General features: G+C 68.5%; 19 protein-coding genes. 8 read left to right on the top strand and 11 right to left on the bottom strand.

The features are described 5' to 3' along the window. Nucleotides 1-8: 8 nt before the first annotated feature. Entirely contained in the window at nt 9-713 is a 705-nt protein-coding gene (gene ctrA / locus FBZ88_RS07065) for a response regulator transcription factor CtrA (protein WP_145616058.1), read from the top strand. Nucleotides 714-913: 200 nt separating this feature from the next. Here the strand turns inward: ctrA and FBZ88_RS07060 are convergent, their stop codons facing one another. Then, on the bottom strand, nt 914-1,207 hold the full coding sequence (locus FBZ88_RS07060; protein ID WP_145616057.1) for an acylphosphatase: 294 nt from the start codon (nt 1,205-1,207) through the stop codon (nt 914-916). 185 nt (nt 1,208-1,392) lie between these two features. On the opposite strand from FBZ88_RS07060, the gene lepB reads away from it, so the two are divergent. The 3 genes from lepB (at nt 1,393) to FBZ88_RS07045 (ending at nt 5,132) form a co-directional block, all read left to right on the top strand. Continuing rightward, nucleotides 1,393-2,148, top strand: coding sequence for a signal peptidase I (gene lepB / locus FBZ88_RS07055; protein WP_145616056.1), 756 nt, complete (start codon nt 1,393-1,395; stop codon nt 2,146-2,148). Between the two features lie 26 nt (nt 2,149-2,174). Next, on the top strand, nt 2,175-3,533 hold the full coding sequence (locus FBZ88_RS07050; RefSeq protein WP_145616055.1) for a tetratricopeptide repeat protein: 1,359 nt from the start codon (nt 2,175-2,177) through the stop codon (nt 3,531-3,533). 69 nt (nt 3,534-3,602) lie between these two features. Then, nucleotides 3,603-5,132 carry an FAD-binding oxidoreductase gene (locus FBZ88_RS07045; RefSeq protein WP_145616054.1) on the top strand — a complete coding sequence of 510 codons (1,530 nt, stop codon included), beginning with the start codon at nt 3,603-3,605 and terminating at the stop codon, nt 5,130-5,132. A gap of 52 nt (nt 5,133-5,184) precedes the next feature. On the opposite strand, the gene FBZ88_RS07040 is transcribed toward FBZ88_RS07045, so the two are convergent. The 6 genes from FBZ88_RS07040 to FBZ88_RS07015 all read right to left on the bottom strand — a co-directional run bounded on the left by FBZ88_RS07040 (nt 5,185) and on the right by FBZ88_RS07015 (nt 9,358). Beyond that, complete coding sequence (locus FBZ88_RS07040; RefSeq protein WP_088871739.1) at nt 5,185-5,484, bottom strand: SCP2 sterol-binding domain-containing protein; 300 nt, start codon at nt 5,482-5,484, stop codon at nt 5,185-5,187. Between the two features lie 98 nt (nt 5,485-5,582). Further along, nucleotides 5,583-6,281, bottom strand: a complete 699-nt coding sequence (locus FBZ88_RS07035; RefSeq protein WP_145616053.1) for an ATP12 family chaperone protein — start codon at nt 6,279-6,281, stop codon at nt 5,583-5,585. A gap of 30 nt (nt 6,282-6,311) precedes the next feature. Next, nucleotides 6,312-6,989: an HAD-IA family hydrolase gene (locus tag FBZ88_RS07030; protein WP_145616052.1), complete on the bottom strand. Its 678-nt coding sequence runs from the start codon at nt 6,987-6,989 to the stop codon at nt 6,312-6,314. Between the two features lie 4 nt (nt 6,990-6,993). Continuing rightward, nucleotides 6,994-8,007 (bottom strand): RluA family pseudouridine synthase, encoded by a 1,014-nt coding sequence (locus tag FBZ88_RS07025; RefSeq protein ID WP_145616051.1) that lies wholly within the window; start codon nt 8,005-8,007, stop codon nt 6,994-6,996. After that, entirely contained in the window at nt 8,004-8,384 is a 381-nt protein-coding gene (gene crcB, locus FBZ88_RS07020; RefSeq protein ID WP_145616050.1) for a fluoride efflux transporter CrcB, read from the bottom strand. Before crcB ends, FBZ88_RS07025 begins: the two co-directional genes overlap by 4 nt. Beyond that, on the bottom strand, nt 8,381-9,358 hold the full coding sequence (locus FBZ88_RS07015; RefSeq protein ID WP_145616049.1) for a hypothetical protein: 978 nt from the start codon (nt 9,356-9,358) through the stop codon (nt 8,381-8,383). Before FBZ88_RS07015 ends, crcB begins: the two co-directional genes overlap by 4 nt. Nucleotides 9,359-9,537: 179 nt before the next feature. Here FBZ88_RS07015 and FBZ88_RS07010 point away from each other — a divergent pair, with 179 nt between their 5' ends. Further along, complete coding sequence (locus FBZ88_RS07010) at nt 9,538-10,017, top strand: hypothetical protein (RefSeq protein ID WP_145616048.1); 480 nt, start codon at nt 9,538-9,540, stop codon at nt 10,015-10,017. Nucleotides 10,018-10,158: 141 nt separating this feature from the next. Here FBZ88_RS07010 and FBZ88_RS07005 read toward each other — a convergent pair whose 3' ends face one another. Next, nucleotides 10,159-10,650 carry a heme-degrading domain-containing protein gene (locus FBZ88_RS07005; RefSeq protein ID WP_145616047.1) on the bottom strand — a complete coding sequence of 164 codons (492 nt, stop codon included), beginning with the start codon at nt 10,648-10,650 and terminating at the stop codon, nt 10,159-10,161. A 72-nt stretch (nt 10,651-10,722) separates the two neighbouring features. Continuing rightward, entirely contained in the window at nt 10,723-11,454 is a 732-nt protein-coding gene (locus FBZ88_RS07000) for an OmpA/MotB family protein (protein ID WP_186464255.1), read from the bottom strand. Between the two features lie 560 nt (nt 11,455-12,014). Here FBZ88_RS07000 and FBZ88_RS06995 point away from each other — a divergent pair. Both FBZ88_RS06995 and FBZ88_RS06990 read left to right on the top strand, forming a co-directional pair. Beyond that, nucleotides 12,015-13,121 carry a hypothetical protein gene (locus FBZ88_RS06995; RefSeq protein WP_186464254.1) on the top strand — a complete coding sequence of 369 codons (1,107 nt, stop codon included), beginning with the start codon at nt 12,015-12,017 and terminating at the stop codon, nt 13,119-13,121. Between the two features lie 75 nt (nt 13,122-13,196). Beyond that, on the top strand, nt 13,197-14,996 hold the full coding sequence (locus FBZ88_RS06990; RefSeq protein ID WP_186464253.1) for a tetratricopeptide repeat protein: 1,800 nt from the start codon (nt 13,197-13,199) through the stop codon (nt 14,994-14,996). 9 nt (nt 14,997-15,005) lie between these two features. Here FBZ88_RS06990 and FBZ88_RS06985 read toward each other — a convergent pair whose 3' ends face one another. Continuing rightward, complete coding sequence (locus tag FBZ88_RS06985) at nt 15,006-15,599, bottom strand: hypothetical protein (RefSeq protein WP_145616043.1); 594 nt, start codon at nt 15,597-15,599, stop codon at nt 15,006-15,008. A 160-nt stretch (nt 15,600-15,759) separates the two neighbouring features. Between FBZ88_RS06985 and FBZ88_RS06980 the strand changes: the two genes are divergently transcribed. Beyond that, nucleotides 15,760-17,868 (top strand): FUSC family protein, encoded by a 2,109-nt coding sequence (locus tag FBZ88_RS06980; RefSeq protein WP_145616042.1) that lies wholly within the window; start codon nt 15,760-15,762, stop codon nt 17,866-17,868. Here the strand turns inward: FBZ88_RS06980 and FBZ88_RS06975 are convergent. Further along, complete coding sequence (locus FBZ88_RS06975; RefSeq protein ID WP_145616041.1) at nt 17,855-18,844, bottom strand: proline iminopeptidase-family hydrolase; 990 nt, start codon at nt 18,842-18,844, stop codon at nt 17,855-17,857. The two genes, FBZ88_RS06980 and FBZ88_RS06975, sit on opposite strands and share 14 nt — an antisense overlap. Nucleotides 18,845-18,935 lie beyond the last annotated feature (91 nt).

Genomic DNA, 18,935 nt, shown 5'->3' with positions numbered 1-18,935 from the left:
AGACGCCCATGAGAGTACTGGTCGTAGAAGACGATCCGTCGATGGCCAAGAGCATCCAATTGATGCTCAAATCCGAAGGGTTCATCGTTGACATAACCGATCTTGGCGAAGACGGCCTGGAGATCGGCAAGCTGTATGACTACGACATCATCATCCTGGACCTGATGCTGCCCGACATCGACGGGTATGAGGTGCTGCGGCGCCTGCGCTCGGCCCGGGTGACCACGCCCATCCTGATCCTCTCCGGCCTGACGGAGCTGGACGCCAAGCTGAAGGGCCTGGGCTTCGGTGCCGACGACTACCTGACCAAGCCCTTCGACAAGCGCGAGCTGCTGGCCCGCATGCAGGCCATCGTCCGCCGCAGCAAGGGCCATTCGGAAAGCGTCATCCGCACCGGCGCGCTGACCGTGAACCTGGACACGCGCTCGGTCGAGGTGGCGGGCCAGCCCCTGCACCTGACGGGCAAGGAATACGGCATCCTGGAACTCTTATCCCTGCGCAAGGGCACCACCCTGACCAAGGAGATGTTCCTGAACCATCTCTATGGCGGCATGGATGAGCCGGAGTTGAAGATCATCGACGTCTTCGTCTGCAAGCTGCGCAAGAAGCTGGCGCAGGCGACGGACGGCAGCAACTACATCGAAACCGTCTGGGGCCGCGGCTACGTCCTGCGCGATCCCAACGAGGCCCGGCAGCAGGCGGCGGCCAGTTAGCCCGCTGACGTTCCCAAACGTCAAAAGGCCGCGTGCCGCCTGACCAGGCCACGCGGCCTTTGTTTTTTGATCGGCGGCATCAGCTTTAACTCCGCCGTAGACCGCGACCGCGGTCGCCGGAACTTTCCGGGAAGCGCAGCGGACCGGAAAGTGAGAATAGCCAAGGGCGCGGATGCGCCCGCCCGGCGCCTGAGGGCGCACTAAACACTCGGCAGCTTGTGAAAACCGGTGGCGCCCGGATCGGTTCCTGGCGTTGCATCCACCTCGGTCACCCGGGCATGGGTGGGCCCCCGGCGGCAGCGGGTCACCATGTCCGCCACGGCGGCGGGCGGACCGGCGAACAGGGCCTCCACCGTGCCGTCGTTCCGGTTGCGCACCCACCCGTCCAAGCCCAGTTCCAGCGCCTGCTCAACCGTCCAGTTGCGGTAGAAGACGCCCTGGACCCGGCCGTGCAGGATGACGTGGGTGGCGATACGGTCGGCGGGTTCGGCCATGACAGGCTCCCTCAGCGAAGGATCAACGGGGTCAAGGATATAGCCTCCGCCACCCTTCGACGCCAACGATCAAGGCAGCGTCCGGCTCCCGTGCGGCAACGCCGTGATGGACAAGGCCCGGGGCCCTTCGGCATCATCGCCGCCAACGGCCCGGCGGGCCTGCGATCAGGGAACGGAGGAAGGCGATGCGGCGCGCGGTACTGGAATGGGGTCGCTTCATCCTGATCTGGGGCGTCTGCGTCCTGTCGTTCCGGGCCTTCGCCTTCGGCAGCTACTACGTGCCATCGGAAAGCATGCTGCCCACCCTGGCGGTGGGGGACCACTTCATCGCCGCCAAGTACGCCTACGGCTACAGCCGCCATTCCCCCGACATCACCCTGCCGGAGGGGTTCATCCCCACCGCCGACGGTCGCCTGCTGTCCCACCTGCCGCAGCGTGGCGACATCGTCGTGCTGAAGCCGGAGGGCGCGCCGGAGGCCCTGGTGAAGCGGGTCATCGGCCTGCCGGGCGACACGGTACAGATCGCCCATGGGCGGCTGGTGCTGAACGGCCAAGTGATCGGCCGGCATGAGACGGGCGCCTACGATTATCGCGACGATCACGGCCGTACCGTGCATGTGACGGAATATGTGGAGGACCTGCCGGCCACCGACGGCCGCCTGGCCCGCCATGCCGTCCTGCAGCGCAGCGATGAAGGTCCGGCCGACAACACCGGCGTCTACACCGTGCCCGCCGGCCATGTCTTCCTGATGGGTGACAATCGCGACAACAGCCAGGACAGCCGCTTTCCCTATCCCGACCTGGGGTTCGTGCCGCTGGACCGGGTGATCGCGCGCGCGCAGTTCACCGCCTACACCAACCATTTCTGCAAGGCCGAAAGTGACCTGACCTGCCCCGGCGGCGACTGGACCAGCCGCTTCGGCCGCAGCCTGAAGCCCTGACCCCTTATTGGAAGAACGCCTGCCCCATGGCCAAGCCGACCAAGCCGCCCGCCGTCCCCACCGTCCCCGCCGAGGAACTGTTCGCCCAGGGGGTGGAGCATCAGAACCAGGGCCGCTGGGCGGAGGCGGAGGCCGTGTACCGCGAGGTGGCCCGCATGCTGCCGCGCGCCTCCGCCGTGCACTGGAACCTGGGCACGGTGCGCAAGCATCTGGGCCAGTGGAAAGAGGCGCTGGACGCCTTCCGCAAGGCCGTCAGCCTGGACCCCACCTGGCGCGGCCGCGACTTCAACATCGGCCTCTGCCACCAGAAGCTGGGCCACGCCAACGAGGCGGCGGAGAGCTTCGCCCGCGCCGTGGCGGCGGAGCCGGACGACCCCATCAACCGCTTCAACCTGGCGGCGGCCCTGCGCGACCTGGGCCGCCTGGCGGAAGCGGTGGTGCACACCGAGACGGCGCTGGAGCTTAAGCCGGACTTCATCGAGGCGGAACTGCAGCTGGCCAAGCTGCGCACCGCCCTGACGCCCCGCTGGCACGTACCGATGATGAACGACATCGAGCGCAACGCGGCCTATGAGGCGGCCCTCACCGCCGCCGTGCGCCCGGGCGACATCGTGCTGGAGATCGGCACCGGCTCCGGCCTGCTGGCCATGATGGCGGCCCGGGCCGGCGCCGGCCATGTTTATACCTGCGAGGCCGATCCCGTCATTGCCGAGACGGCGCGCGCCATCATCGCCACCAACGGCTACGCCGACCGCGTCACCGTCATCGCCAAACCGTCCGGCACCGTGACCGTGGGCAAGGATCTGCCGCGCCCGGCCGACCTGCTGGTCTCTGAAATCCTGTCCAGCGACCTGCTGTCGGAACGGGTGCTGCCGGCGGTGCGCGACGCCAAGGACCGACTGCTGACACCCGAGGCGCGCATCATCCCCCAGGCCGGCGGCGTGCGGGCCCTGCTGGCCGAAAGCCGGGTGATGGAGCGGGCCTTCTTCGTGGAGGAGGCGTGCGGCTTCGACCTTGGCGAGTTCAACCGCCTGGCCCCCCGCGCCGTCCGGCTTGACCGTGTCGTGCCCTTCACGCCGCTGTCGGCCCCCTTCCAGGCCCTGACCGTGGACTTGGCCGATCCCCAGCCAGGGCAAAGCTGGCGCAGTCACTTGGCCGTACCGGTGACCGCCGATGGCCGGTGCGTCGGCCTGCTGCAGTGGATATGGCTGAAGCTGTGGGACGGGGTGGAATTCGAGAACAGCCCCCTTACCCCCACCGAAGCGTCGGGCTGGCAGCCCGGCCTTTACCTGCCGCGCCGGCCGCTGGACCTGATGACGGGGGAGACGGTGGAGGTGACCTCCTTCCACGACGGCCATAACGTCTGGCTCAGCCTCAAGCGCTGACCCCTTGCAACGCCGCCCCAAATGAGAGAATTACTCCGGTAGTAATTCTCAATTAAGGGGAGGTATGTGGTGGGGACATTCGAGACGGCGACGGCGCGGCGATCCATCCTCAAAGGGCTGGGCGCCTTGGCGGTGGGCGCCAGCCTGCCGATGCCGGCCAGGGCGCAGCAGTTTCTGGCCGACCCCGGCGTGGAACTGCACCCACAGACGCACAATCCCGGCAAGGGCGCCTGGGCCGACCTGGCGCGCGAACTGAAGGGTAACGTCGTCCTGCCGGATGACCCGTTCTTTGGCGATTATTCGCGGCCCAACAACCTGCGCTACGCCACGCGGCCGGCCGGCATCGCCCGTTGCATCAGGGCGGAGGATGTGAGCGCCTGCCTCAAGTGGGCCAAGAAGACCAACACGCCCTTCGCCGTACGCTCCGGCGGGCACAACTATGCCGGCTTCTCCACCACCCATGGCCTGCTGATCGACATGTCGCCCATGGCCGGCATCACCAAGCTGGATGAGCAGCGGGTGGAAATCCGGGGCGGCACCATTAACAGCCTGGTCTACAAGGCGCTGGAGCGCATGGGCCGTACCGTCACCCACGGCCGTTGCGACGGCGTGGGCGCCGCCGGTTTCCTGCTGGGGGGCGGCATCGGCTTCAACATGCGCCTCTACGGCATCGGATCGGACCTGATGCGCGGTACCGAGCTGGTGCTGGCGGATGGCGAGCGGGTCAGCGCCAGCGCCGACAGCCACAAGGAATTGCTGTGGGCCTGCCAAGGCGGCGGCGGCGGCAACTTCGGCATCAACACCAGCTTCACGGTGGAGACCTATCCCGTCAGCACCGTCACGGTGTTCGAGATCACCTGGACCCGGGACCTGGAGCGGGTGTTGCACGGCCTGCTGCACCAGTTGCAGACCGCCCCCAACGGCTTCGGCAGCAAGATTTCCGTGACCGTGCCGTCACGCGAGGATCGCCGCCTGGGCAAGGGCCTCAGCGTTTCCATCCTGGGCCAGGCCCATGCCGGCACCCCGCCCTTGGCCGACCTGTTTGGCCCCTGGCTGTGGGAGCAGGCGGAGAAGCGCAGCATCCACGCCGACATGCCCTATTGGCAGGCGCAGGACATCCTGTCGGAGGAGACCTTCCCCTATTACTACCGGGAACAGTCGACCTTCCTGAACACCGGCGACCTGACTGAAACCGTCGTGGCGAACTTGATCGCCAGCGGCAAGGCCATGCCGGGCACCAGCATGGCCTCGGCCTTCAAGTTCTTCCAGGTCGGTGGTGCCGTGAACAAGGTCGGCCGCAAGGACACTGCCTTCGTGCACCGGGGATACGACTGGCTGTTCTCCAGCGAGGTCAATTGGTGGGCGCTGAAGGACAGCCCCACCCTGGTCACGGAGAACCTGGCCTGGCAGGACAAGTTCTATGCCGGCGTGCGCGCGCTGACCACCGGCGGCGGCGCCTACCAGAACTTCCCCGACGCCTCGCTGAAGGATTGGAAGGCCGCCTATTACGCGGAAAATTACCCGGATCTGCAGAAGGTGAAGGAGGCGGTGGACCCAACCTCCCTCTTCCGCTTCGCCCAAGCCATCACGCCGCGGTGAGTATGGCTCGCCCTCAGGCGGCGGTCGCCCGCCGTTTGGGGGCTACCAGAACTCAGTCGTCGAGCATGCCGGCCAGCTTCAGGGCCACGCCCATGTCGCCCTGGACCTTCAGCTTGCCAAAGGTGAAGGCCAGGGTGGGGCTGAGCTTGCCTTCGCTCAGCTTCACGAAGTCGGCCAGCGAGATCTTCAGGGTGGTGTTCACGTCCACCGGATCGCGGGACACGGTGGGCACCTTGGTCGCATCCAGGAACAGGGCCCCGTCGGTGCCGAAGTCGAACTTCACCTTGGCGCCCAAGCCGGTGAACTGGGAAAGCGAGGCGCGCATCTTGGCTTCAAGCTGGTCGAACGTCATGGGGGGCGGTTCCTCAATATGCGGGGCAGAACGGCTGTTGCACTGCATATAAAGGGGCCCCGCGCGCCCAGTTCCAATGTTTTCTGGTGGCCGCCGGTTCAGGCCTTCAGGAACTCCAGGTAACGTAAATTGGCAGCGAGGTCGGCCTTCAGCGACGCGCGCCGGTCCCTGGCCTCATCATCCTCGCCCCACTGCTCAATTTGGAACGACTCGTCGAGTTCAGCCAACTCGAAGGCCTGGTCGGCGTCGATGCGGCCCTCGAACAGTGCCAGGCCCAACACCAGCGATCCGGTCAGCGCCACGGCATTCTGCACACCGGTCAGCTGCCAGTCGTCCAGTGCCTCCAGCGCACGCTTCAGCGCGTTCAAGGCCACCGGATCCTGGGCGCGGTGCATGATGCCGGTGGTGGTCTGCAGCAGGGCGTCGTAGCGCAACGCCGCCCAGTCCAGCAGCGGCTGCCAGGCGCGCGTTTGCCGTTCGGCCAGCTTCGCCGGCTCAGCGGCGCGGTAGCACAACAGGTCGGTGCCGCCATAGGCGGCCGCCCCGTCCAGGATGGTGGCGCGCTGCGGCCCCACCCGATCGACGCAGGTGGACGCCAACTGCATCATGGGCATGCTGTCCGGCACGACGGTGTCGCCCTGGGCGTCCCACTCCGCCGCCACCGCCCGGGCCAGTGCCTCGGTGGGCAACACCAGGTCGGCCTTGGCCGGCGACTTCAGGATGCGGGCGTCCAGCTGTACCTGCCAGCCACCATGCGTGCCGGGCACCACGGCCACCGTCTTGTAAATCCGCTTCATCAGATCGTTCCCAGTCTCACACCCGACATTTCAGGCCGCCACCAGGGCAGCCACCGCCGCCGGCACCTCGGCATAATCGTGGCAGACGCGGGCGGCACCGGCCGCCAGCAAGCTCTGCGGCGCGTGATAGCCCCAGGCCACGCCCAGGGCGGCGGCCCCGGCATTACGTGCCATCTGCATGTCGTAACTGGTGTCGCCGATGACCACGGTGGTGGTCGGGTCGGCCCCCGCCTCCGCCATCGCCTTCAGGGCCATGTCTGGCGAGGGCTTGCCCTGGGCGCGGTCGGCCGTCTGCAGGGTGATGAAGCGCCCGCCCAGGCCGTGATGGTTCAACGTGGCGACCAGGCCCCGGTGCGACTTGCCCGTGGCGATGCCCAGCAGGAAACCCGCCGTCTCCAGCGCGTCCAGCGCGGCCACCAGGCCTGGGTAAAGCGGTTCTTGCGCGATGCCGTTGGCCCGGTTCTCAAAGAACGCGTCCTTATAGGCCGCGACGATGCCGGCCACGGCGCCCGCCCCCACCCCTTCGGGCAGCAGGCCCAGCACGGCAACCTCCAGCGACAGGCCCACCTGGCGCCGCACGGCCTCGTCGGTCGGCGGCGTCAGGCCCTGGCTGGCGAAGCCCGCAGCCATGGCGGCGATGATGGCGTGCTGGCTGTCCACCAGTGTGCCGTCACAATCGAACAGGGCCAGGCGGTTGAAGGCGGACATGGGGTCAGGCGTAGCTGGCGAAAGGATCGCCGTCTTTCATATCGAAGCCGAAATATTCCCAGGTCTTGGCCATATGCGGCGGCAGGTTGGCGGTCACGTCGATGGGTTTGCCGCCGCGCGGGTTGGGGATGACGATGCGGCGGGCGTGCAGGTGCAACTGGCGCGGCAGCTCGGCACCACCGGGCAGGAAGGCCTCCTGCCCCGCGTATTTGCCATCGCCCAGGATGGGCGTGCCGATGGCCACCATGTGGGCACGCAGCTGATGGGTGCGGCCGGTCAACGGCCACAGGGCGACGAAGGCGGCCTGCCGGTGCGCATTCTCGATCACCTGGTACAGGGTGACGGCCCGCGCGCCCTCATCCTCGTCCACCGCCATGCGCTCGCCGCGCGTGCCGGCTTCCTTGGCCAGGGCGGCGTCGATCTTGCCCTGGTACTGCTTGGGCACGCCGACGGTGACGGCCCAGTAGTACTTGCGCGCTTCCTTGCCCCGGAAGTAGCCGGCCAGGCGGGTGGCGGCGAAACTGGTGCGGGCCAGCACCAGACAGCCGCTGGTATCCTTGTCCAGGCGGTGGACCAGCTTGGGCCGCTCCTTCCCGTCGAAGGTCAGGACGTCCAGCATGGCGTCCAGGTGCTTGTTCTGGCCGGTACCGCCCTGCACCGCCAGGCCGGCGGGTTTGTTCAGCACGATGACGTCGCCGTCGCGGTACAGCACCGCGTCGCGCAGGGCCTTCACTTCCTTGTCCGACAGGACCGGCCGTTCCTTGCGCGTCACGGTGCCCGGCGCCAGGGGCGCCAGGTCGGGCATGGGGGGGATGCGCACGGACTGCCCGGCCTCCAGGCGCGTGGCGCCCTTGACGCGGCCGCCGTCCACCCGCACCTGGCCGGTGCGCAGCAGCTTTTCCAGCTGGATATGGCTCAGCGCCGGGAAATGCCGCTTGAACCAGCGGTCCAGACGCATCTCCGCCTCGTCAGCGGTCACCGTCCGCGTCTCGACCTTACGGCCACCCTCATCACTCATGACATCACCGCACGTACCAGGGCCATGCCCACAAAAAGACCGCCGACGCCGACCACCAGCGTCGCCATGAAATACAGCATCGTCACCGGCCAATCCCCCCGCGACACCAGCGTGCCGATGTCCAGCGAGAAGGAGGAGAAGGTGGTGAACCCGCCCAGTATGCCCACCGTCAGGAAGGCGCGCAGCTCCGGCGAGGGATGCCACGCCCGGCCCGCGGCCTCCGCCAGCACGCCCATGAGCACGGAGCCCGCGACGTTCACGAACAGCGTGCCCCAGGGGAAATCCAGCCCCAGCCAGCGCCCCAGCCACACCTGCGACAGATAGCGCAGCACCGAGCCCAAGGCGCCGCCCACGGCGACGACGATAACCTGGTTCATCCCCGACCCCCGAAGGCGGCGGCCCCGCCAATGGCGATGTCGCCACCCGACATATCGCCGGTGACGCCAAAAATCCATCCTTCGCGCCGCGCCGTGCCGGTGTCCAGCCCCTTGGGCGCCCAGACATCGTCAAGGGACGCCCAGCGCATCATGCCGGCGGCGGCGATCATGGCATCCCCCGCGTGGTCGTCAAAGGCCGCCGGCACCCCCGCCCCCGCATGGCAGCCAACCTTTGCCAGAGCCGCCGCCATATCCGCCCAGTCGCGAATCTTGGCCAGGCCGTGCGTCCGGCGCCGGAACAGGGTGGGATAGATCTCCGTGACCGCCGACCGGGCCACGCCCCCCGGCCCCGTCAGCGCTTCCGCCGGCCACACCGCCAGAGCATCGCCCAGGCGCCCCTTGAGGTGGCGCAGCGAGCGCATGCCGGCCAGCGAGGCCTTGCCCACCTGCTTGGACGCCGCCGCCAGGTTGAAGACGGAAACGGGGGTGCCGGCGCCGGTACGGGCGGCCACCAGTTCCACCCGGCGGCGCTTGCCCCCGCCTTCCGCGTCCGTCCAGTGCGCGGGCCGCCGTCCCGCCAGCCAGAAGCTGGGGCCCAGGCGCGGGTCGGCTAGCGCCGGGGTGCCGCAAAAGTCATCGGCGCCAATACTGTCGCCGGCGGCCTCATCCACCAGGTCCCACAGGCCCATCATGTCGTCCACCCCGCCGGCGCGGCCGTCCAGGTAGCCCACGCCCGGCACATAGGGCAGGGAAAAGCCGCAGTCGATGCCCACCAGGGCGCGGGCGCCGGCGCGGTGATGATCCGCCAGGCGTTCACCCACCCAGTCCATGGCCTCGCGGCGGCTCCAGTGCCGGCCGGGCGGCGGCACCAGGTGAACCGCGGCCTCATCCGGCCGGACGCGGGCGATCGCGATACCCCGGGCGGGCAGGGCCCCTGTCCAATCGATCCCGATATACTCATCAAAGACCGGCACCAGCTTCTCCTTCACCCTTGGCCTTAACCCCTGGCGTGCGCACCCTTTGCCCATTGCGGTACCGCGGGGCGGCGGATGGCCGCTTTTCAACCACCCCACCCCTGCCCTATCTGCAACGGACGCGCGCATGGTCATTGGGCAGGGAACAGTTGGCAGGGCGGTCCCACGTGGTAAGCTATATGACCGTCGCTGCGGAGTTTTTCCCCGTGCTCGCCCGTACCTGGCTTTCTTCCGCCCGTCCCCTGCCCGCCCTGCTGGGCACGGCGGCGCTCGCCCTGACGGTTCTCGCCGCCCCCGCCGCCCAGGCCCAGCAGCCTGCCGCAGCGCCGGCGCCGCAGACCGACGCGCCCAAGCCCGTCCTGGACAAGAACGGCCTACCCACCTCGGTGGTCAAGGTGGCTGCCCCGCCCGCCCCGGCCAAGGATCCCGATGCGGTCGAACCACCGCGCACCGACGGCCCCATCGACGACATCATCATCACCGCCCCCCAGTTCGGCAACCGGGAGGAGGTCGAGGCCTTCCACAAAGCGGAGTTTGAGCGCCTGGACAAGATCTACGGCAAGCACGAGGAAAAGCGCAGCCGGGGCGACACCCTGACCAAGGCGCCCGAGTCCAACACCGGGACCACCCGCGACGGGCCGATCACCTTAGACCGGTAAAATTCCCTCAAACGCCGGGCGCCGACATCCGTCGGCTTGGCTGGTCCTCGATTTCCAGTCCGCTATCGCTCCCCGGAAATCTCCGGCGACCGCGGTCGCGGTCTACGGCGGCGCTGAGTGCGCCGCCGTTTTCATTTGATGTTAGCTTAACGCGATGTCGCTGATGTCGCGGCCCTGCACATGGGCCAGCGCCGCCATGGCCAGCGTGTGATCCTCACGTTGCGGCAGGCCGGAGACGGTCAGCGCGCCGATGCAGCCGGCGCCCGCCACCACCAGGGGCACGGCACCGCCGTGGCTGGCGTAGTCGCGATGCGGCAGGCCGCTCTTGATCTCCAAGGTCGTGCCCTGCTGCGCCAGGCTCAGGCCGATGGCGTAGGAGCTGCGGGCGAAGTGCAGCGCGGTGGCCCGCTTGCGGCGAACCCAGTCATCATGGTCCGGCGTGGCCGGTCCCACCGCCAGGCGCAGCAGCTGCTGGCGGTGCAGCGACACATCCACCACCAGCACCCCGCCACGCTCCAGCCCCGCCTGGCGCAACCACACGCCCAGGGCCCAGGCCTCCTCCTGCCCGAAGCGCCCGAACACCAGGCGCTGTTCCTGCAAGGCGATGCGGCGCAGATCTTCTTCCTGGGACATGGGGGGCCTTCCGTGAGGGATTAAATCCGGGATGTCGCGCAGGGTAGCGATACCTGGTCCCGAGCGCAGCCCTCAACGCTCGACCACGATGGTCACCCGCCGGTTCGCCGCCCGGTCGTGCACGTCCAGGGGCCTGGTGTCGGCGTAGCCCACCGCCCGCAGGCGTCCAGGCTCCACCCCGTTGGCGATCAGTTCCCGCACCACGGCGCTGGCGCGGGCGGAGGACAGTTCCCAGTTGGTGGGAAAGCGGGCCGTGGCGATCGCGACATCATCGGTATGGCCTTCGACCGCGATGACACCCGTCAGCACGCGCAGGCTGCGGGCCACATTCGCCAGCAGCTGCCGGCCGGGCGGGGCCAGGTCCGCCTTGCCGGAAGCGAACAGGATACGGTCCTTGATGGCGATCGTCAGCTTGCGATCCGACAGGATGACGTCAAGGTCGGCCGGTTTTCCCGCCGCCTCCAACTGAGTCAGCAGGGCCTGGGCCGCCGGTGTCAGGACAGGCCCTCCGCCGGACGTGCCATCAGTGGGCGCCGAGGCGGCCGGCTGTCGTTCGTCGGAAAATGCCTCACCCCGGGGGTTGGAAACTTCCTCCGGGGCTGAGTCGTCGTGCCGGGCCGCGACGGTGCCGGCATCCACCGGCTTGGCGACCAGCCGTCCCTTCATGCCCAGGATCGCCACCATACCTAGGAAGACGACCATCAGCAGTGTGACCATGTCCATGTAACTGATGACCCATTCCTCCGACTCCTCCGCCGGGGGCGGCAGCGTGGTGAACTTGGCTGGGTTCGGCCGTTTGGGCATCGGCGCGGATGCTGTACCGGTCTTCCCCAGCTCAGGACGTGCTCCTTCGGGGTGCCAGAGATCAGTCATGGTGGTCCAGTCACAGACGGCGCGTCACGGAAAGGCGCCCGCATGACGTCGATTGTCGGCACCCGGGCAAGAGTTGATATTGCGATCGGCAATTAACGCTCACCGCATCGCGCCTTCAAATGTAGCGCAGAGCGCAAAAATCCAATTGATTCAAATCATCACAACAGATCTGTAAGCGGATGTACAATAACCATAGCGCCGAAATGAGGCGCAGATGGCCATATTAGCCGCGGGGGATACAGATCATGGCCACAAATACGCCGGACGTACTGGCGCATGTCGCCAGTATTATACAGAATAAGCAGGAATGCCGGGCAGCATTGCTTGATCTGTCGGGGGTTGTGGATGCCTATGAACCAGTCATCCACAGAATTGTTGATGCGGAATTAAAGGCGGTCGCAGCAGCCAATGATCATGCCGTTGGGATTAATACTTATGGCATAGGCTCCTATGGCTGGCTTCTTATCGGCGATGCGGACAGCGGCGAGACATTGCTGGCCGCGACCGACCGTGTCTGCACCGTGTTCGCCGATGCGCACCAGGGGAAGGTCGACGTCCATTGGTTTGATCTGCCCGGTGAGGCCAAGCCTCTGGTCGCCTGCCTGCGCATCCTGTTGGGCGACAAATCCCTGGCCGCGCCGTCACCGGCCACGGATGAGGTGGTCGCCCTGCTGCGCATCGAACGCGGACTGCACGGGGCGGACCTGTCATCCCTGATCCGCCACCAACCCGTTTACAGGGTTGGTGACGACGGTATCTCGCTGGAGCCGATCATGCTGGAACAGACGGTGGACCTGACCGCGCTGGAACGGCTGTTCGACGTAACCATCATCGGCGCCCCTTGGATGCACGCCCGCGTGACCGAAATCCTGGACCGGCGCATGCTGCACCATCTGCTGCATGACGACACATCGCCGCGCTTGCCCATCGCCATCAAGCTTCACGCCGGCAGCGTGCGTCAGGGGAGCTTCGCGGCCCTGCTGGACGAACTGCCGGCCCATTGGCATGCCCGCCTGGCGATCGAGCTTCCGTACACCGAGTGGCTGGTGGCCCCCGACGCGGTGGAAGAGGCCTTGGCCGTTGGCCGGCGCCGTCAATGCCTGATGGTGTTGGATCACGTCCCGGTGGACCGGGCGGCCGAGGCCACGTTGCCCAAGGATGTGCTGTTGCGGCTGATGCCGGCAGTTTCCGCCACAAGTGGAGAGGCGCCGGCCGCCTTGCGGCCGCACACGGTGCCGAGCGGCGCCACCTTGCGCCAGCTGGTCCGCACCTTGGGCGCCGACCGCTGCATCCTGACCCATTGCGACAGCCTGGCTCTGGTCCATCACGCCCTGGACGCGGGCATCCGCATGCTGCAGGGCCAGGCGGTCGCCGACTTCGCGGAGATGCGACAGCAGGTGGTCCCACCGGCGGAGACGACGGTCGGCCAGGAGGCGGTGGAAGACGGACCGGAGGCGGAAGCCCCTCAGGAAGAAACCGGCCCGCCAGAGGGTCTATGGCCCCGCCTTATGCGCTGGTTCCGCCCGCGCCACCGGGCGACGGCCGAGGACACGCCCGCAGAAGCCCAGACCGGACCGAATGTAACCAAAGGGATGTGACCTCCGCCGCTAGCGTGCCCGCGCCCTAGGAGATATCACTAGGGTATGGCACCCGAGGCACCCAGGACCCGGAGTATGCGCACCGTCGGGGAGGTCCTGGCGGTGGCGCTGGAGCATCACCGGGCGGGCCGCCTGGCGGATGCCGGCGCGCTCTATTCCTCGCTGCTGGCGCAGGAGCCGGAGCAGCCGGACGCCCTGCACCTGCTGGGGGTCGCCACCGCCCAGGCGGGACGGGCGGCGGAGGCGGAGCCCCTGATCGTCCGGGCCATCGCGTCGCGCCCCGGCGTGGCGGACTTCCATGCCAACCACGCCCAAGTGCTGGACACGCTGGGCCGCACGGATGAGGCGCTGACCGCCTACACCCAGGCCCTGCGCCTGAACCCCGGCCATGCCGACGCCCTGCGCAACATGGCCCGCCTGCTGGCCCGGCTGGAGCGGCTGTCGGCCGCCGCCGACGCCCTGCGCGCCTGCGTGGAACGGACACCCGACGACCTGCCCACGGTGACGGAGCTGGCGCGCCTGTGCGAACGGCTGGGCCGAGGAGGCGAGGCGGAGACCTGGTACCGCCACGTCCTGGCGCGCGATCCCTTCAACACCTTGGCCCTGAACAATCTGGGGGAACTGAAACGCCGGGCCGGCGACGCGGCGGAGGCCGTCAGCCTGCTGTCCCGCGCCGTCAGCGCCGCCCCCGACGCCCCCCTGCCCCGCTGCGCCCTGGCCAACACCCTGACCAGCCTGTTCCGCTTTGAGGAGGCGGAGGCCCATCTGTCGGAGGCGGCGCGCCGCCGACCGGACGCCCTGCTGCCCCACCGCGACCTGGGCGTTCTGCTGCGCCTGCTGGGCCGGTCGGAGGAGGCGCTGGCCGCCTTCCAGGTGGCCGCCACCCTGGCGCCGCAGGATCCGGTGGCCAATTTCGGCGTGGCCCTATGCCTGTTGCGCCTGGGCCGCTACCGAGAAGGCTTCGCGCACTATCGCTGGCGCTGGCCCTCCGCCGCCAAGCCGCCCCGGCACCAGGGCCTGCCGGCCTGGTCAACCAGCGCATCCATGGGCAGCCCGGCCGGCCTGCGCCTGCTGGTGTGGCATGAGCAGGGGGTGGGCGACACCCTGATGTGCCTGCGCTTCCTGACCCAATTGACCGCCGCCGGCGCCCGCCTGACCATCGAGGTGCCGGCCGGCCTGGCCCCGCTGGTGGCGGCCCAGGGCTATGGCGCCGTGGTGGTGGACGCGCAGACACCGGCGCCGGGTGCGGCCTCCACCACCCCCCTGCCCTGGGATGCACAGGTGCCCATGATGGACCTGCCCGGCCGCTTCTGCCCCGACCCTGCCGCCGTGCCCTGGACCGGCCCCTACCTTAAAGCCGACCCCGGCCGCAAGCTGCGCTGGGCGCAGATGCTGGGCCCCAAGCGGGGCCTGCGCGTCGGCCTGTTCTGGCAGGGCAATCCAGACTTCCCCGACGACCACTGGCGCTCGCCCGGCCTCGCCCCCTTGCTGCCGCTGCTGGACGTGCCGGGTGTGGAGTTCGTCAGCCTGCAGATGGGCCCGGCCAAGGCCGCCCTGACCGATCCGGCCATCCCCCCTGGCCGCATCCGCGACGCCGCCGCCTCCATCCGCGACTGGGCCGACACCGCCGCCCTGGTGGCCGGGCTGGACCTGGTCATCGGCTCCGACAGCGCCTGCATCCACCTGGCCGGCGCGCTGGATGTGCCCGCTTTCCTGCTGCTGTCCCCCACCACCGACTGGCGCTGGCACGACAGGGGCGACACCAGCCCCTGGTACCCGTCCCTGCGCCTGTTCCGGCAGACGCGCCTGGGCGATTGGACGGCGCCGGTGGCGGCGGTGAAGGCGGCGCTGGAGGAAAGGGTAGCCGGGCGCTGACGTGCCGGCTCAGGGGCCACCCCGTGGCACCTTAAGCTGCTTCGGCGCCTCATCCTCAGCGGGAGACTCGTCATCGTCTTCATCCAGGATCTTGGTCACCAGCACGTGGACATCCCAGCGGTCGATGATCCGCCATTTGCCGAAAACCTTGATCAGGATCCGTTCGCCTCCGCCGTTATAGAAGGAATAGCGAATCTGCGCGAGGTGCCAGAGAGGTATCTCCACCCGCGTCACGTCGATGAGGGCCAGGTGGCCTCCACCGTCGTCCGAAGCATTCCGATATCCCACGGCACACGTTCGGTCCCACTTCGATGTCGGGGGGCAAGACAGCAGGTTTACTTCTGGCCGTCGGGCGTGGATCACACCCAACATATCATTCGGAAAAATGCGCCCAAACAGGGAAAGGTAAACGGGGTCGTCGCCACTTTCCTGCGCCAGAGAATCGACCATCGCTTCCTCAAGCGCCACAGTCTCCGGCATATCCCCGTTCGCTTCTTGATAATAGTCGAAGTCCGCCGCCTTCCACAGCAGCACCAGCAAGACGACAGCTGTTGCCACCGACAGGCACAGCCACAAAGCGATCCGCAACAGCAAGCGCAGCATGTCTATCCCCACAACCCTGGAGAGATCGTCACACAGGAAGCACACGCCGGAAAGAACCAACCATCACACCAGCAATGCCGCAATGCACACGCCAATGCTGCATCTGCGAACGATCTTGGTTACCGTTGCCCTGGCCACCCGTTCGCCTACTTGAGTTTCCATGTCCCACGCCCACACGGTGCCCACCGACCGCTCCTCCCCGCTGGGCCGGCTCGCGCGCTGGCTGCAGGCGCGGTCGTTCGCGCTGACACCGGAGCAGATCGGCATCACCGAGGGTCTGCGCGCCGCCACGGCGGTGGCGCTGATGGTCACGCTGGCGCTGTATCTCGACCAGCCCGTCCTGTCGTGGGCCGCCTTCGCCGCCTTCTGGGCCTGCCTGGCCGACCCCGGCGGGCCTTTCGGCGTGCGGCTCAGGGCCATGGGCGGATTCGCCCTGATCGGCACAGCCATGGCGGGGGCCGTCAGCGCGGTGGCAGCGCTGGGGCACGGCTGGGCGGCGGCGGCCCTGTTCGTCGCCCTGTTCATCTGCTGCCTCAGCCGCGTCTACGGCCCGGCCGCCACCCAGGTGGGCGTGCTGGCCTGCTGCGTCGCCGTGGTGGCGGTGGGCTATCCCATGGCGCCGCTGGACGCCCTGCGCCTGTCCGGCGTCTTCCTGCTGGGCAGCGGTTGGGCTGTAACTCTGTGCCTGGTGCTGTGGCGCATCCATCCCTATGCCCCCGCGCGCCGCGCCGTCGCCGCCATCTATTCCGAACTGGGCGACATGACGGCCGAACTGCTGGCCCTGCACGCCAGTGGCGCCACCCAGGACGCACGCTGGAAGGCGCATGCCGCCGAGCATCGCCGCGCCGTGCGCGACACCATCGAGCGGGCGCGCGCCGCCGTGGGCCGCTTCTCCGCCGGGCGCGGCAACGGGCGCGACATCCGCCGCGCCCTGCTGGCCGCCATCGAGGCGGGCGAACGCATCTTCGCCGGCCTGATCGCGCTGGGCTATGACCTTGAGCCTCACGCCACCGGCACACCCACCGACGCCGACACCCTGCCGCTGCGCCAGCTGCGCGCCGCCCTAACCCGCACCAGCCGCCAGGTGATGCGGTCGGAGCCCGACCGCGCCCTGGTGGCCTATGAGGCGGAGGTGCTGGACCGCGTCGCCCGGCCGGCGCACGACTTGGTGGGCCGCGTGGCCCAGGTCTGCGCCCAGGCCCTGGCCGACCTGACCCGCGCCTGGGCGCCGCCGGTGGATGACGGCGCACTGGCCACCGTGCCCGAACAGGACGAAACGCCGCGCCGCCGCCTGACGCCCGCCCGGGCCCTGCGCCTGGCCCTGGTCCCCTCCTCCCCCATCGCGCGCCATGCCCTGCGCGTGGCCCTGGTGGTGACCGCCACCTACGCCGTCACCGCCTATCTCGACGTCGCCTATGCCTACTGGGCCACCATGGCGGCGGTGGTGGTGATGCAGCCGCAGGCCGCCACCACCTGGCCCCGCACCCTGGAACGCGTGGTGGGCAGCGTCATCGGCGGCGCCGCGGCCGCCTTCCTGGCCGTGGCCCTACCCACGCCCCTCGCGCTGCTGGCGGCCATCTTCCCCCTGGCAGCCGCCACCATCGCGCTGCGCTCCGTCAGCTACAGCCTGTTCGTCACCTTCCTGACGCCGCTGTTCGTGCTGGTGGCCGACCTGCTGCACCCCGGCCTGAACGCCCATGGCGAAGGCATCGCCCTGGCCCGCGCCTTCAACAACACACTGGGCAGCGTCATAGGCCTGGCCGGCTGCCTGGTCCTGTGGCCGGAGCGGGAGCCCAAGGGCTTCCCCCACAAGCTGGCGGCGGCGGTGGAGGCCAACATGCGCTACGCCACCCTGGTGGTGCGGGCGGGCCAGACGCCCTATGCCGAGATCGACGCCGCCCGCCGGGCCGCCGGCCTGGCCAGCACGGCGGCCGAGGTGACGCGCCAGCGCATGGTGCTGGAGGGCCGCCGACGCAAGGCGCACCTGGACGAGGCTGGCGCCGTGCTGGAAACGCTGCGCCGCCTGGCGGGGGCCGCCACCGTCGCCTGGCTGGACGAGCGCACCATCCCCGGCCCGCCCGACACCCGGCGCATCGGCTATTGCGAGGCCGCCACGATGCGGCTGGGCGCCCTGGTGCGCGGCGTGCCGACGGATGACAGCGCCCTGGACCGCGAGGGCGAGCCGCCGGACGACATCGCCCGCGCCGTCACCCACGTGGTGCAGGCGGCCAAGGACTACGCCCGCGCCGTAGAGGTCACACGCTCTTGAGGAACGGGATCAGGTTCTTGAAGTAGAAGTCCTGGTCGTCCCACATGCACAGGTGACTGCCCTGCGGGCAGATCACGGACCGGGCGTTGGGCATCAGCGCCGCCATGCGCTTCATGTCCTCCGGATCCATCTCGTCATGCTTGGCGCCGATGGTCAGGGTCTTCACCTTGATTTGGGACAGCGCGTCCCAACGCTCCCAATCCTTCAGGTTGCCCGTCACCTCCAGCTCACTCTTCCCCTGCATCTGGTTGTAGATGGTGAGATTGGCGTGGCGAAAGGCGCGGGTGACAGGCTCCGGCCAGGGGTCGAGACGGCAGATCATCTGGGGATACATCTCCTCCATCATGATCTTCTCGTACGCCGGGTCGTCATAAGCCTGCTTCGCCTCCAGCTCCCGGATCAGCTTCTGGGACTCGGGCTTCATCAGGCCGCGCAGGGCGTTGACGCGCTTCAGATAGGCCTGGATGCCGGCCGCCATGTTGGAAATGACCAGGCCCTTCAGGTGCTTCTGGTATTTCAGCGCATAATCGATGGCCAGGATGCCGCCCCAGGAATGGCCATAGAGCACGAACTGATCCAGGCCCAGCCCCTGGCGCACCTCCTCCACCTCCTCAACAAAGCGCGGCAGGGTCCACAGGTTGGTGTCGTCCGGCTGGTCGGAATTGTTCGAGCCCAGCTGGTCGTAATAGTACATCTCGATCCCGGCCTCGGGCAGGAAGGACTCCATGGCCTCAAGATATTCATGGCTGAAGCCGGGGCCGCCGTGCAGCAGCAGCACCTTCACGGCGCCGCTGCCGATCTTCTTGGTCCAGACCTTGTACTTGCCCCCCGCCACCGGGATCATGCGGATGCCGGCCACACGGATGCCGGGCAGGTTCAGGGGAGCGGCGGGGGCGGCCTCGGCCAGGGCGGGCGTCACCTGGGTGGTCGCGGCGGCCAGAACGGCGGCGGCCGACAGGAACTGTCTGCGGTCCATGAAATCCTCAATAGGAAGGGCGCGCGGAATGCCGGCGCGCGTTCCGCGATAGAGGTGCCCGAAGGGCACCTGTCCCCGCAAATGATTTCAA

This window comes from Nitrospirillum bahiense (assembly GCF_007828025.1).
Lineage (GTDB): Bacteria > Pseudomonadota > Alphaproteobacteria > Azospirillales > Azospirillaceae > Nitrospirillum > Nitrospirillum amazonense.
Note: the sequence above shows the minus strand (reverse complement) of the source record. Positions and strands in the feature narration are given on the sequence as shown.